The 14,836-nt window shown below is 60.6% G+C and carries 11 protein-coding genes; 5 read left to right on the forward strand and 6 right to left on the reverse strand.

Annotated elements, in window-relative coordinates:
- Positions 1 to 3: 3 nt before the first annotated feature.
- The 5 genes from atpD to MB02_RS14925 all read right to left on the reverse strand — a co-directional run bounded on the left by atpD (position 4) and on the right by MB02_RS14925 (position 6,241).
- A complete protein-coding gene (gene atpD / locus MB02_RS14905) occupies positions 4 to 1,461 on the reverse strand; it encodes a F0F1 ATP synthase subunit beta (protein ID WP_067539446.1) in 1,458 nt (485 codons plus the stop codon).
- 24 nt (positions 1,462 to 1,485) lie between these two features.
- Positions 1,486 to 2,364 carry a F0F1 ATP synthase subunit gamma gene (locus MB02_RS14910; protein WP_067539449.1) on the reverse strand — a complete coding sequence of 293 codons (879 nt, stop codon included), beginning with the start codon at positions 2,362 to 2,364 and terminating at the stop codon, positions 1,486 to 1,488.
- Positions 2,365 to 2,387: 23 nt separating this feature from the next.
- Positions 2,388 to 3,917, reverse strand: coding sequence for a F0F1 ATP synthase subunit alpha (gene atpA / locus MB02_RS14915; protein ID WP_067539452.1), 1,530 nt, complete (start codon positions 3,915 to 3,917; stop codon positions 2,388 to 2,390).
- A gap of 28 nt (positions 3,918 to 3,945) precedes the next feature.
- Positions 3,946 to 4,500, reverse strand: coding sequence for a F0F1 ATP synthase subunit delta (locus tag MB02_RS14920; protein WP_067539454.1), 555 nt, complete (start codon positions 4,498 to 4,500; stop codon positions 3,946 to 3,948).
- Between the two features lie 172 nt (positions 4,501 to 4,672).
- Positions 4,673 to 6,241 (reverse strand): S1 family peptidase, encoded by a 1,569-nt coding sequence (locus MB02_RS14925; RefSeq protein WP_328585425.1) that lies wholly within the window; start codon positions 6,239 to 6,241, stop codon positions 4,673 to 4,675.
- Positions 6,242 to 6,317: 76 nt separating this feature from the next.
- On the opposite strand from MB02_RS14925, the gene MB02_RS14930 reads away from it, so the two are divergent.
- Positions 6,318 to 7,355 (forward strand): bifunctional transcriptional activator/DNA repair enzyme AdaA, encoded by a 1,038-nt coding sequence (locus MB02_RS14930; protein ID WP_067539457.1) that lies wholly within the window; start codon positions 6,318 to 6,320, stop codon positions 7,353 to 7,355.
- 28 nt (positions 7,356 to 7,383) lie between these two features.
- On the opposite strand, the gene MB02_RS14935 is transcribed toward MB02_RS14930, so the two are convergent.
- Positions 7,384 to 9,549 (reverse strand): primosomal protein N', encoded by a 2,166-nt coding sequence (locus tag MB02_RS14935; RefSeq protein WP_067539460.1) that lies wholly within the window; start codon positions 9,547 to 9,549, stop codon positions 7,384 to 7,386.
- 161 nt (positions 9,550 to 9,710) lie between these two features.
- On the opposite strand from MB02_RS14935, the gene fsa reads away from it, so the two are divergent.
- From fsa to MB02_RS14955, 4 genes are all read left to right on the forward strand, one after another.
- The gene (gene fsa, locus MB02_RS14940; RefSeq protein WP_067539463.1) at positions 9,711 to 10,367 is read left to right on the forward strand and encodes a fructose-6-phosphate aldolase; all 657 of its coding nucleotides are present in this window, start codon (positions 9,711 to 9,713) and stop codon (positions 10,365 to 10,367) included.
- 108 nt (positions 10,368 to 10,475) lie between these two features.
- Positions 10,476 to 12,296 carry a cobaltochelatase subunit CobT gene (gene cobT, locus MB02_RS14945; protein WP_067539468.1) on the forward strand — a complete coding sequence of 607 codons (1,821 nt, stop codon included), beginning with the start codon at positions 10,476 to 10,478 and terminating at the stop codon, positions 12,294 to 12,296.
- A 76-nt stretch (positions 12,297 to 12,372) separates the two neighbouring features.
- Positions 12,373 to 13,893 (forward strand): cysteine--tRNA ligase, encoded by a 1,521-nt coding sequence (gene cysS, locus MB02_RS14950; RefSeq protein WP_067539471.1) that lies wholly within the window; start codon positions 12,373 to 12,375, stop codon positions 13,891 to 13,893.
- On the forward strand, positions 13,890 to 14,834 hold the full coding sequence (locus tag MB02_RS14955; RefSeq protein WP_067539474.1) for a D-2-hydroxyacid dehydrogenase: 945 nt from the start codon (positions 13,890 to 13,892) through the stop codon (positions 14,832 to 14,834). Before cysS ends, MB02_RS14955 begins: the two co-directional genes overlap by 4 nt.
- Positions 14,835 to 14,836: the final 2 nt, after the last annotated feature.

The raw sequence follows: 14,836 nt of genomic DNA on the forward strand, positions 1-14,836 counted from the left end.
ATCTCAGGCTTCCTCGGCCAGCTTCTTGGCTTTCTCGACTGCTTCGTCGATACCGCCAACCATGTAGAACGCTGCTTCCGGCAGGTGATCGTACTCGCCTTCGACAACCGCCTTGAACGAGGCGATGGTGTCTTCGATCTGCACGAACTTGCCGGGGATGCCGGTGAAGACTTCCGCAACGTGGAACGGCTGTGAAAGGAAGCGCTGGATCTTGCGGGCGCGAGCGACCGTCAGCTTATCTTCTTCGCTCAGTTCGTCCATGCCGAGAATGGCGATGATGTCCTGCAGCGACTTGTACTTCTGCAGCGTTTCCTGAACCTTACGAGCCGTTTCGTAGTGTTCCTGGCCGACGACGCGCGGTTCGAGGACGCGACTGGTGGAATCGAGCGGGTCAACCGCAGGGTAAATACCCAGTTCGGAAATCGCACGGGACAGCGTCGTCGTCGCGTCGAGGTGAGCAAACGAAGTTGCCGGGGCCGGGTCGGTAAGGTCGTCCGCAGGGACGTAAATAGCCTGCACCGAGGTGATCGAACCCTTGGTGGTCGAGGTAATGCGTTCTTGCAACTGGCCCATGTCGGTCGACAGGGTCGGCTGATAACCCACAGCCGAAGGAATACGACCGAGAAGGGCGGACACTTCTGCACCAGCCTGAGTGAAGCGGAAGATGTTGTCCACGAAGAACAGCACGTCCTGACCTTCCTGATCGCGGAAGTATTCCGCCATGGTCAGACCGGAGAGAGCAACGCGAGCACGAGCGCCCGGCGGTTCGTTCATCTGGCCAAACACCAGCGCAACCTTGGAGCCTTCCGAGGTGGCATTGCCTTCGGCGTCCTTGGCGATAACGCCAGCATCGAGGAATTCGTGGTAAAGGTCGTTACCTTCGCGAGTACGTTCGCCAACACCGGCGAAGACGGACACGCCACCGTGGCCCTTTGCGATGTTGTTGATCAGTTCCTGGATCAGCACGGTCTTGCCCACGCCGGCGCCGCCGAACAGGCCGATCTTACCGCCCTTGGCGTAGGGAGCGAGAAGGTCGATGACCTTGATGCCGGTAACCAGAATGGCCGCTTCGGTCGACTGGTCGATGAAATCCGGGGCTTCGGCGTGGATCGGCGCCGACAGGTCCGAGTTGACCGGGCCGCGTTCGTCGATCGGCTCACCGACGACGTTGAGAATGCGTCCCAGAGTTTTCGGGCCGACGGGCACAGTGATCTGCGCACCGGTGCTGCTCACGCTCTGGCCGCGGGTCAGGCCATCAGTGCCGTCCATGGCGATGCAGCGCACGGTATTTTCACCGAGGTGCTGAGCGACTTCGAGCACCAGCTTGGAACCGCCATTGTCGGTTTCGAGCGCGGTGAGAATGGCCGGCAGTTCGCCTTCGAAGGTCACGTCGACGACAGCGCCGATGACCTGGCTGATAGTGCCGTTGGTGGTCTGGTTGAGAACGGGGGCGGTGGCCATGGTCGTTTCCTTGCCTGTGATCTCTTACAGCGCTTCTGCGCCAGCGATGATTTCGATGAGTTCGGTGGTAATCGCGGCCTGACGGCTGCGGTTGTACTGGATGGTCAGCTTCTGGATCAGGTCGCCCGCGTTGCGCGTGGCATTGTCCATTGCGGTCATCGATGCACCCTGTTCGGACGCGGCGATTTCCAGCAACGCGCCAAACAACTGCGTCTTGAGGTAACGCGGCAGCAGCTCGGTGAGAATTTCCTCTTCGCCCGGCTCGTATTCGACGACAGCACCGGAGTTGTCCTCCACCGCTTCCGCAGGGGCAGGGACCGGAATGATCTGCTGCAGGGTCGGGTCCTGAACAAGAGCCGATTTGAACGTCGGATAGATCAGGTGGGCGATGTCGAATTTGCCGCCTTCGAACATATCGACCAGTTCGGCGGCAATTTTTTCCGCTTCCTCGTAGCCCGGGTTACGGACTTCGGAAGTGTCGAATTGGCCGATGATCGCGTCAGGGAAAGCGCGCCTGATAGGGGCGCGGCCCTTCTTGCCGACGAGATAGAACTGAACCGACTTGCCTTCGGCCTGCAATGCACGGGCTTTCGCCAGGGCAGCGCGGACGATGTTGGAGTTCAGACCGCCGCAAAGACCCTTGTCGGTGTTGATCACGACCAGAAGGTAGCGTTCACTGCAACCCGTCCCCGCCAGCAGGCGGGGAGCGTTGTCGTTGCCTGCAACTTTGCTGGCGAGGCTGGCCATGACGTCCGCGAGCCGTGAGGCGTAGGGACGTGCAGCTTCCGCCGCAGCCTGCGCTTTACGCAGCTTTGCGGCGGCGACCATCTGCTTGGCCTTCGTGATCTTCTGGGTCGACTTGACCGAGTTGATCCGGCCCTTGAGTTCCTTAAGCGAGGCCATGACGGCTCCCTGTTAAGTGTGGCTCAGGCGAACTGCTTCGCGAAAGTATCAAGTGCGGCGACGGTCTTTGCCTTCGCTTCGTCACCGAATTCCTTCGTTTCGCGGATCAGCTTCAGAACGTCGGCATGATCAGAACGCATGTAGCTGAGCATGGCGGCTTCGTATTCGGTCACGCGATCCACGGGGATCGAATCCAGGTAGCCGTTGGTGCCAGCAAAGATAGACAGCGTCTGTTCTTCGAAAGGCAGCGGGCTGAACTGGGGCTGCTTGAGCAGCTCGGTCAGGCGCGCACCGCGGTTCAGCAGCTTCTGGGTTGCGGCGTCGAGGTCCGAACCAAACTGCGCGAAAGCGGCCATTTCACGGTACTGCGCCAGCTCGAGCTTGATCGAGCCCGCAACCTTCTTCATCGCCTTGGTCTGGGCCGAACCACCCACACGGGACACCGAAAGACCGACGTTAATGGCCGGACGGATACCCTGATAGAACAGGCCGGTTTCAAGGAAGATCTGACCGTCGGTGATCGAAATCACGTTGGTCGGAATGTAAGCGGACACGTCGCCTGCCTGCGTTTCGATGATCGGCAGCGCGGTCAGCGAACCGGCGCCGTTCTCGTCATTCATCTTCGCCGCGCGTTCGAGCAAGCGGCTGTGCAGGTAGAACACGTCACCCGGATAGGCTTCGCGACCCGGCGGGCGGCGGAGCAGCAGGGACATCTGACGATAGGCCACGGCCTGCTTGGAAAGGTCATCATACACGATCACGGCGTGCATGCCGTTGTCGCGGAAGAACTCGCCCATAGCGGCGCCAGTGTAAGGCGCGAGATACTGCAGCGGAGCCGGTTCGGAAGCGGTAGCGGCTACGACAATGGAATATTCCATCGCGCCGTTTTCTTCGAGCTGACGCACGATCTGCGCAACCGTTGAACGCTTCTGGCCGACCGCGACGTAGATGCAGTAGAGCTTCTTGGACTCATCGTCGCCGGCGTTGACTTCCTTCTGGTTGATGAAGGTGTCGATGGCGACGGCGGTCTTGCCGGTCTGGCGGTCGCCGATGATCAATTCGCGTTGACCACGGCCAACGGGAACGAGAGCGTCGATCGCCTTGAGGCCGGTCTGCACCGGCTCGTGTACCGATTTCCGAGGAATAATGCCTGGGGCTTTCGCCTCGACGCGCTTGCGCTCGACATTCTCGATCGGGCCCTTGCCGTCGATCGGATTGCCCAAAGCGTCGACCACGCGACCGAGCAGACCCTTGCCGACGGGAACGTCGACGATAGTGCCGGTACGCTTGACGCTGTCACCTTCCTTGATCTCGGAGTCAGAGCCGAAGATCACGACGCCGACGTTGTCGGCTTCGAGGTTGAGAGCCATGCCCTGAACGCCATTGGCGAATTCGACCATTTCACCGGCCTGGACATTGTCGAGGCCGTGAATGCGGGCGATGCCGTCACCGACCGACAGCACGCTGCCGACTTCGCTGACCTGTGCTTCTGTGCCGAAGCTGGCGATCTGGTCCTTAATGACCTTGGAGATTTCTGCGGCGCGGATTTCCATGTTCAGCCTTTCACTGGGAATCTTGGCATCAGCCCTTCATCGCATGGGCGAGGGAATTGAGACGGGTACGGATCGAATTGTCGATCCGCTTGGAACCGATGGTGACGACCAGCCCACCCAAAAGGTCGGGGTCGACACTGGTGCGGATTTTTACATTGCGGCCTTCGCGGGCCTTCAGCTTTTCCTGCAGGCTGGAAACCTGTGCGTCGGAAAGGGGGTGGGCGCTCGCGACTTCGGCGGTCACTTCGCCACGCTGGGCGGCGGCGATGACCGAAAAGGCGCGGATCATCGCAGGCAACTGCGAGACGCGACGATTCTGGGCAAGAACACCAAGGAAATTGGTGGTCAGCTTGTCGAGACCGAGCAACCCGGCAAGCGCGTTCACCGCCTTGCCAAGATCTGCGCGGCTGACTTCGGGGTTCTTGATAAGCCCCGTGAGATCAGCCGATTCGCCAAGGGCGGCGGCGAGCTTTTCAAGGTCGGATTCGACCGTGCTCACATTGCCTGCCTCGGATGCGAGTTCGAACAGGGCGGCGGCATATCGCCCTGCTAGGCTAGACTGTATACCGGCGGAAATCTCCACGCGCGAAGGTCCTCTTGGGTCCGAAGGAACGGAAAATTTTTCCCAGCGCAAAAAGGCACCCTCAAGGGCACCCCCGGCAAGGTTGGCGGCCCCCTATCACCGGGGGGAAAGGGATGCAACCCGAGTCGGGATTCTTGCTGCGACTATTGTGCAGGTGCGGCAGAGACAGGCGTCATTCTGCGGTATGGCAGCGATAGACCAGCCGCTCGTTCGGCTGTGAAGGCAGCAGCGCAGCGATCGCACCTTGCTGTTCCCCGAGAGCGCGGGCGGCGCCATCCCCGCTGCCGCACGCCGGAGGATCATATTTCGCCCGTTCGGCCCGGACCGACTCCATTGCATCGTGATCGAGGAGATAGCGGTCCACCCGATATTCCTGCCGGGCGGGGTCGTAATGGGCGACTGAGACGGTTTCTTCCTCGTTGGGCACCAGAATGCGTGACCATTTTCCGCCCGACAGCCCATACTGGCTGCGGTGATTGACGCAGCCTTCGTCGGTCCAGTTCAATGGCACATCGTTCATTTCGGCGTTGGTGACGCGGCTGCGGGCAAGATCGATCGTGCAGACCAGATCGCCCTTGCCATTGGCCGCCGCCGGTTGGGGTTTCTCGGCAGGCACAGTATGCTGGGCGAGCGAGGCGACGGCGCGTTCCTCTATCTGATCCATGGAAGGCCGCGTGAACCAAGCCGCAAACATGCCGATAAGCACGATACCGGTCAGGGCCCCGGCGATGGTCGCATGGCGCTCGCTTCCCTTCTCCTTGGCATGCCAGGTGTAGAGCCCGGTCAGCAGGGAGAGGGCTAGCAGCAAGGCTGCAATTGCCATTCCGTTATCCCGTTCCTCCACGATGTCGAATTCCGCGTCCCGCCGTGCCGCGTCGCGCCGCTGTGTAGCTTGTGCTTCCTGACGGCGAGCGAGTTCCATTGCGGTCTGGGCCTCGCGTTCGGAACGGACGCGTTCCGCCGCGTCGAGTTCTGCCAGGCTCTTGCACGGTAATCCGTTGACTACCGGCTCGACCCCGTTGGAACGGAGAAACGGCAGGATCTCGCGCGTGGAAACGGCAAAGAAGAATTCGGCGTCGGTCCCTTGCGATTCGGCGCCGAAGCTGTTCGCTCCGATGACGCGTCCGCAGTTGTCGAGCAGCGGGCCGCCGGAATTGCCCCGCGCGATGGGCGCGGTATGGAGCACGGTATCGAAATCGCGTGTGGGCCGTTCGCCAGAGACATAGCCGCGGCTCTTTACCGGGGGTTGCGGGCGCAGCACGTCGGCAACGGAAAGGCCCTGCGCACGATCTACATTCATGGGATAGCCCACCGCGGAAACCAGAGTGCTGTCCTGCGGGGGTACGCTGGCGATTGCCAGTGGAGGCAGATGGAGCGGCTTGGTCGCTTCGATCAGTGCGAGGTCATTTTTCGGAGAATAGGAGACGATTCTGCCGGGCACCGCTTCTCCACCCTGTGGTGGCACGATGCCGAGAGTGAGGCCGGAAACTTGCAGCACCTCTTGCACCACGTGTGCATTGGTCAGGATTCTGTCCCCTTGCACGACAAAGCCGGTACCGTGAGAGACCGGGAACAACTGGCTCCCGTCATGACCCAGCACTACGACACGAACCACCCCGCGCGCTGCTGCCGCAATGTCGGATGGATCCGCACGACTGGGGGTCGGTGCCAGAGCCATCGCGCATATTGCGATAGGGAGGAGGAAGGAGAGCAGGCGAAGCAGGGGTTTGCCGAACATCATACTCCTAAATGACAGCAATTGATTTGAGCGCAAGAATCGGGACGCAAATTGCCTCTCGCATCCCTATGCTGTCTGAATGATGATCGAAGACCCTGAACGCCTGAAAGCGATGAGAGCTGCCTTTGCCGCGCGTGATCGTTCGAAGGATGGCGATTTCGTGGTCGCTGTTCGCTCGACCCGGATATATTGCCGTCCGAGTTGCCCGGCCCGCAGGCCGAGGGCGGAAAATATAGCCTTCTATTCCGACAGCGTCAGTGCGGAGGCGGCAGGGTTCCGTCCCTGCAAGCGCTGCCGACCCGATGAAGCTGCGCGCGACGTGCAGGCCGTACTCGTGGGTATTGCTGCACTACGTGATGCCGGGCAAGCGTTGACACTTGCGGAATTGTCCAGCCTGACGGGCTATTCATCGGGCCACTTTCAACGCGTATTCAAACGCGCCACCGGGCTTTCGCCCGCAGCCTACGGACGTGCCTTGCGAGCAGAACGAGCGCAAGAGGTGCTGTCGGACGGAAAGCGGGTAAGCGATGCGATTTATGATGCGGGGTTTGCCGTACCTTCGCGTTTTTACGAGGCGATGGAAGGGAGATTGGGCATGGTGCCATCGGCATGGTTGAACGGTGGGGCCGGTTCCCGGATTTTCTGGTCAGTTGTCGATACCAGTTTGGGGGCGATGCTGGTGGCCGCGACGGACAAGGGTGTCTGCCGACTGGCCTTCGACGAAGGGGTGGATGATCTCGCACGGCGTTTCCCCAATGCGGACCTGGTCGAAGGAGGGAAGACATTTTCATCTTTGCTGGAACGGGTCGTGGCCTCGGTCGAGCGGCCTGGAACGGAGATGGATATTCCGCTTGATGTTAGGGGAACTGCTTTTCAGGAGCAGGTATGGGAGGCCTTGAAGGCAATTCCTGCCGGGGAAACCCGAACATATGCGCAGATCGCGGCTGCAGTCGGCAGCCCCAAGGCGGTGCGTGCCGCAGGAAGTGCGAATGGCGCCAATCCCGTTGCGGTGCTGGTTCCCTGCCATCGGGTGATCCGCTCTGACGGAAGTCTCGGCGGCTACGCCTACGGGAATGAAATCAAACAGGAATTGCTGCGGCGGGAACAAAATAAGTGAGCCCGGTGCGGTGGCGCAAGAGTTGCCGCTAAACGAAGCTGTAAGGGTCGATGTCCACGGAAACCCGCACACTGTTCGGTAACTGGAACTGCGCAAGCCACTGGCGGATCACGTCCTGCAATCGCGCCGTGCGCCGCGCATTTATAAGCAGGCGATAACGATAGCGGCCACGGAGCAGGGCCAACGGTGCGGGCGCAGGGCCGAGGATGGCGATGTCAGGCACGTCGGGGCGTTTCCCGCCGATTGCGCGTGCGGCATCGCGTGCTTCCGCCTCGTCTTCGCTCGATACGATAATTGCAGCCCAACGCCCGAACGGTGGTGCGCCGGCTTCCCTGCGTGCCTCTGTTTCCGCTTCATAGAAGGCGTCACGATCCCCGGCTGCGAGAGCGGCGATGACAGGCGCTTCGGGATGGCGGGTCTGGATCAGGACTTCACCCGGCTTCGTTCCGCGTCCGGCACGCCCTGCAACTTGTGCAATCTGTTGATAGGTCCGTTCCGCAGCGCGCAGATCGCCGCCTTCAAGGCCGAGATCGGCGTCGACAACGCCGACCAGTGTCAGCTCGGGGAAATGGAAACCCTTGGTAACAAGCTGGGTGCCCACAATTACATCAATGGCTTTTGCTTCGGCCATCGCGATAAACTCGGCGGCTCGCTCAGGCGTGTTGAGCGTGTCAGAAGTTGCGACCGCTACCCGCGCTTCGGGCATCAGTTCAGTCACCTCGTCGGCAATGCGTTCCACACCGGGGCCGCAGGCGACGAGACAATCCTCCGTGCCGCATTCGGGGCAGGCGGGGGGAGGGGGAACCTCGTGGCCGCAATGGTGACAGGCGAGCCGTTGCGAAAACCGATGCTCGACCAGCCAGGCGCTGCAATTGGGGCATTGGAAACGATAGCCGCAGTGACGGCACAAGGTCAGAGGAGCGTATCCGCGGCGGTTCAGGAACAGCAGCGTCTGTTCGCCGCGCTCGGCGCGGGCCTCCATCTCAGTGACCAGTTGTGGCGCCAGCCAGCGGCCGCGCGGCGGCGGGTCCGCGCGCAGGTCGATTACCGAAACGTCCGGCAATTGCGCGCCACCGTAACGGGCGGCGAGTTCGATCCGCTTGTAAGTGCCGCTATCCGCCATCTGCAGGCTCTCCAGTGCGGGAGTGGCGCTGGCCAGAATGACTGGAATCTGTGCAAAGCGGCCGCGCATTACCGCGACATCTCGCGCGTTGTAGCGAACACCTTCATCCTGCTTGAAGCTGACTTCGTGGGCTTCATCGACTACGATAAGGCCCAGCTTGGCATATGGGAGGAACAGTGCGGAACGGGCGCCGACTACGACTTGTGCTTCCCCGCTGGCAATGGCCCGCCACGCTCGCCGGCGCTCGGTAGATTTGAGCGAGCTGTGCCAGGTGACCGGCTGTGTGCCGAAGCGCTCCTCAAAGCGTTTCAGGAATGCTTCGGTCAGAGCGATTTCAGGTAACAGGACAAGGACCTGCCTGCTTTCCTCCAGAGCTGCGGCGATCCCCTCGAAATAGACTTCCGTCTTGCCGGAACCTGTCACGCCATCAAGCAGGAAGGGCGTGAAACCGCCCTGCTTGATGGCAGCGATAAAGATGTCGGCTGCCTCTTGCTGCTCAGGGTTGAGCACGGGTACCGCGTGGTGGGGATCAGCGCGGGGAAAGGGACGGTCGCAATCGACTATGACAGGTTCCAGCGCACCGGCATTGGCGAGCCCCCGCAGTACGCCTTCCGAAACTCCGGCAATTCCGGCCAGTTCACGCAACGTCGCCTGTTCGCCCTGAAGAGAATCGAGCGCAACGGCACGTTGTGGTGTCATGCGCTGTGGCTCCACGCCGGAGAGCCGATATTCGGTCATTGTCGCAGGGCCTTTGAGTGCTCCGCCACTGGACAAAACCATTCGTGCGACAGAGGCAGGCGCGGCGCAGTAATAATCCGCTGTCCACTCGACCAGCCGCCTCAGTTCGGGAGGAAGTGGGGGAACAGGCAGTAGCCCCACAAGCGGGCGAAGCTTACTGTCCGGTACTGAGGTGGCTTCCAGCCTGTCTTCATCCCATACCACGCCGACGATCTGGCGGGGGCCAAGCGGCGCGAGAACGACCGATCCCGGTTCCACCACCATGCCTTCGGGAACCCGATAATCGAGCGGGCCGAGCGCGGCATTGAGAACGAGGAGGCGGACACGGTTCATGGTGCAGGGGCTTATATGGGCGTGCCTGTGGTCCGGCCGCAAGGACGGAACGCAAGCAAATGGAATGACGTGTTGATTGGTGAACGGGTCGGCCTCCCCTAGCGGATAGGGTCGGGCTTGGCTAAGGCGTCAGGGAATCGCTTTTCCAGCCGGAGCCGAACATGAAATTCTTCGCCGACACCGCCGAAATCGCCGATATCGAGGAACTGGCCGCTACCGGTCTGCTCGACGGTGTGACAACAAATCCGTCCCTGATCGCCAAATCGGGCCGTGACTTCATGGAAGTGACCAAGGAAATCTGTGGAATCGTGGATGGTCCCGTCAGTGCAGAGGTTGTTGCTCTGGACCATGAGACGATGATGAAAGAAGCGGAAGTCCTGCGCAAGATCGCGGACAATGTCTGCATCAAGGTGCCGTTGACGATTGACGGGTTGAAGACCTGCAAGGCGCTGACCGGCGATGGTACGATGGTCAATGTAACGCTTTGCTTTTCCGCCAATCAGGCATTGCTCGCGGCCAAGGCCGGCGCGACTTTCGTTTCGCCCTTTGTTGGCCGTCACGACGACAACGGCTTCGACGGCATGGATCTGATCCGCGATATTCGGCTGATTTACGACAACTATGCTTTCGACACCGAAATCCTCGTCGCATCCGTGCGGCACGTGGTCCACGTGCTTGAAAGTGCGCGGATCGGGGCCGATGTGATGACTGCGCCGCCGGCGGTCATTCGCGGGCTCGTCAAGCATGTGCTGACTGACAAGGGAATCGAGGGGTTCCTTGCTGACTGGGCCAAGACCGGCCAGACCATTCTGAAATGAGGCCTTGTATAGCGGCCTGAACTTGTTTCGGGATCGGTTTCGCCTCAAGGTCCATCGTGTGCATCAGGCACGAAGCATTCTGAATAAGGGTAACGTTCGCAAAGCCATATGTCCGAAGAATCGCCTCTCGACCGGTTCAAGTCCGCACTGACCAGCACCAGCCGTGCGATTGCGCACGAACCGGAACTGGAACTGACATGGACCGCGGACGCTCCTGCGCAAACGGGCAAGAACTTGCGTGTTCCGATGCCGGGGCGGAGCCTGCCGCATGACAAGGCAATGGAAGCGCGGGGCTTTGCGGACAGTTTCTCGCTGCGATTGCGCCATCACAACGATGCTCTCCATATGCGCAATGCGCCGCCGGAAGCAGCGGCGCGTGCCTGCTATGATGCGGTTGAAACCATCCGTTACGAGGCGTTGGGCTCGCGCGATTATGCGGGGATACGCCAAAATCTGGTCGCTGCGGAGGATGTCCGCCTGGCGTCCGATCCGATTGCCCGTGCGGCAACGCCGGGCGAGGTCCCGATGCAGGTTGCGCTGGGCCTGCTGCTGCGTGAACGCCTGACGGGCGAAGCCGTACCAGAGGTCGCGCGTGCAGGCGTCGACATGGTGCGTGGCTGGATTGAGGAACGGGCTGGCGCCGACTTCGATAAACTGGCCCATTCGCTGGAGGATCAACAGGCCTTCCAGAGTCTTTCGCTGGATATGTTGCGCCATCTGGAGCTGGTTCAGGCAGAGCCTGTCGAACCTGAGACGCTCGACGACGATGACGAGCAGGAGGACGAAGAGGGCGGGGAAGAGGACGAGGGCGAGGAAGATTCCGAGTCCGGTGAAGATATGCGCCGAGAGATGTCGGGCGAGATGCAGGATGGGGAACAGGGTGACGACACCGATTCCCAGCCGGAGCCCGATGGCGAGATGGGCGAGGCCGACATTGACGACGAGGGCGAGGAAGGGATGCTGCCGGTCCGTCCCAACCGCCCGTGGACGGAACTGCCCGCCAATTTCGAATACAAGATTTATACCGAACGGTTCGACGAGGTTGTCGGAGCGGATGAGCTGTGTGACGAGGAAGAACTGACCCGCTTGCGGGCCTATCTCGATAGTCAGCTTACCGGGTTGCAGGGCGTCGTGACACGGCTTGCCAACAGGCTTCAGCGTCGCCTCATGGCGCAGCAGAACCGCAACTGGGATTTCGATCAGGAAGAGGGGATGCTGGACGCCGCACGCTTGGCGCGTGTGGTCGTGTCGCCAGGGCATTCGCTGTCCTACAAGATCGAACGCGATGTTGAATTCAAGGATACTGTCGTCACGCTGCTGATCGACAATTCAGGTTCCATGCGAGGGCGCCCCATTTCGATTGCTGCGATCAGTGCCGATGTCATGGCGCGAACGCTGGAACGCTGCGGGGTCAAAGTTGAAATCCTCGGCTTCACCACGCGTGCCTGGAAGGGCGGCCAAAGCCGTGAGGCGTGGCTGGCGGAAGGGAAGCCTACCAATCCTGGTAGGCTGAACGACCTGCGTCATATCGTTTACAAGAAGGCCGATGAGCCGTGGCGCCGTGCGCGGCGCAATCTTGGCCTGATGATGCGCGAAGGCCTGCTGAAAGAAAATATCGACGGCGAGGCATTGCTCTGGGCCCACAATCGCCTGCTCGCAAGGCCGGAAGATCGCCGGATACTGATGGTCATTTCGGACGGTGCTCCGGTCGATGATTCAACGCTGAGCGTAAACAATGCCGGCTATCTCGAAGCGCATTTGCGCAAGATGATCGAGTGGATCGAACGGTTGAGCCCGGTTCAGCTTATCGCCATCGGCATCGGTCATGATGTGACGCGATATTACAAGCGGGCCGTCACGATCATGGATGCGGAACAACTGGGCGGTACAATTATCGAGCAGCTCGCCGATCTGTTCGAGGTTGAGTAACCGGCTGACCGGTTGGTTCCGTATCGGTGTCGCCTCGCGGCTTGACGTTTGAAAGGGCGTGCGTAAGGCCCGCCCCATGACCCAATCTGTGCCGCTGAAGCTGTTCAACAGCCTGACCCGCCAGCTCGAAGTGTTCGAGCCCGTCCATCCGGGTGAGGCGCGTGTCTATTCCTGCGGCCCGACGGTCTATAACTACCCCCATATCGGCAATATGCGGGCTTATGTCTTTGCCGATGTGCTTGGCCGGACGCTGGCATGGAAAGGCTATAAGCTGACCCATGTCATCAACATTACCGACGTCGGCCATCTGACGGACGATGCCGATGCCGGTGAGGACAAGATGGAGAAGATGGCTGCGGAAAAGGCGCAATCCATCTGGGACATCGCGGAACACTACAAGCAGGCCTACTGGGGGGATGTGGCAGCTCTCAACATTCGCCAGCCAGCGGAATGGACAATTGCGACGGATTACGTCCCGCAAATGATCGAGTTTGCAAAGTCGATTGCGGAAAAGCACTGCTACGAACTGGATAGCGGCCTTTATTTCGACGTCGGCAGCGTCGCTGACTACGGGCGGCTGGCACGGGCTACCACCGATGAGGGTGAAGGCCGGATCGAAACGGTGGAAGGCAAGCGCCATCCGGCGGACTTCGCGATCTGGCGCAAGACTCCATCGGGGGAAAAGCGGCAGATGGAATGGGATTCACCCTGGGGTCGGGGCGCGCCGGGGTGGCATCTGGAATGTTCGGTGATGAGCGGGCGAGTCCTGGGCTTTCCGTTCGACATTCACACCGGCGGCATTGACCATCGGGAGATTCACCATCCCAATGAGATTGCGCAGAATCAGGCCTATTGCTGCACCAACGGGCTAGATGTCCCGGCCAACAGCGGCGCGCGCATATGGATGCACAACAACTTTCTTGTTGAGCGTAGTGGCAAGATGTCGAAGTCATCGGGTGAATTTCTTCGGCTCCAGCTTCTGATCGACAAGGGTTATCACCCGCTTGCCTACCGGATGATGTGTTTGCAGGCGCATTATCGCAGTGAACTGGAGTTTTCCTGGGAAGGGCTGGGTGCTGCGCTGACCCGCTTGAAGCGGCTGGTCATGGCGATTGTCCAGCTTAAGGCCCGTCATGCGGAAGCTGGTGAAGATGCTGCCATTTCTCTTGACCGGATCGCGGGGAATGAAGGGTGGACCTTCGAGCGGGTCCGGAGTGAAGTTGGGCCCAAGCTCATCCCCTTGCTGGAAAAATTCGACGCAGCGATTGCGGACGATCTGAATACGCCGATTGCTCTCACCGTTCTGGAAGAGGCAGTTGGCATGAAGAAGGTCGACGCAGGCCTCAAACTGCTTACCCTGCAGGCGATGGATGCCGTTCTGGGTCTGAACCTGTTTGGTCTTAACCGTGCAGACCTGCGTATCCGGCCGAAATACGTGGAGATCGACGAAAGCGAAATCGATGCCGCGATGGAACGGCGCAAGGAGGCACGGGCTGCCAAGGACTTCGCCAGCTCCGACGCGATCCGTGATGAATTGGCTGTAAAAGGTGTTGAAGTGATGGATGGCGATCCGCTTGGCTGGGATTGGAAGCTGTGACAATCGCGGTTCTTCCTGCTTCGCAAAAGGTGCATCTTGACGGCCGACTTCCGGATTGGGTCGATGCCCGGTTCTTCGAAACCGCGGACGAACTGCTTGCTCTGGCCCCTGAAGCGGAAATCGGCTGGTTCGACTACTTCGTGGATGGCCCGGGAACGACTGTCGAAGCTGTTCGCCGAGCAGAAAAACTGCGCTGGCTGGTTACGATCGGCGCCGGGCTGGATTATCTGCCGGTAGATGTTCTGGTCGAACGTGGCGTCACGATCACCAAAGGGGCAGGGCTCAGTGCCGCACCCATTGCCGAATATGTCGTCATGCTGATGCTCGCCTTCGCGAAGGACTATCGCACGGTTATGCGCGCGCAGGAACGGCGGGACTGGTTGAACGACGCGCCAGGCAAGCGGCAGTTGGCCGGGAGCAAGGCTCTCGTGATCGGATATGGAGCGATTGGGCGCGCATTGGGGCAGCGTTTGCGGGCGTTTGACGTTGAAGTGACGCCGGTCAGCCGATCCGGCGGCGATGGCATATTGCGTGCGGACGAGTGGCAGGGCCATCTGGGCGAATTCGACTGGGTGATCCTGTCCGCTCCCGCAACGGCGGAAACGCAACATATGATCGGTGCGGCAGAGCTCGCAGCCATGAAACAGGACGGTGTTCTGGTCAATGTCGCTCGCGGTACGCTGGTGGATTCGCCGGCGCTGGTGGAAGCCCTGACCACGCGCCGTATTGCGGGTGCCTTGCTGGATGTCACCGATCCCGAGCCATTGCCTGACGATCACCCACTGTGGGCATTCGATAACGTTCATGTGACGATGCATCTGAGCGGCCGGGCGCAAGACACAGTCTATGCGCGCGCTGCCGAACGTTTTCTGGCCAATCTTGAGCCTTACAGAGCGGGCAGGCAGCCCGAGCCGGTATATGATCCGACCACGGGCTATTAGCC

Source organism: Croceicoccus estronivorus (genome assembly GCF_001625325.1).
GTDB classification, from domain to species: domain Bacteria; phylum Pseudomonadota; class Alphaproteobacteria; order Sphingomonadales; family Sphingomonadaceae; genus Caenibius; species Caenibius estronivorus.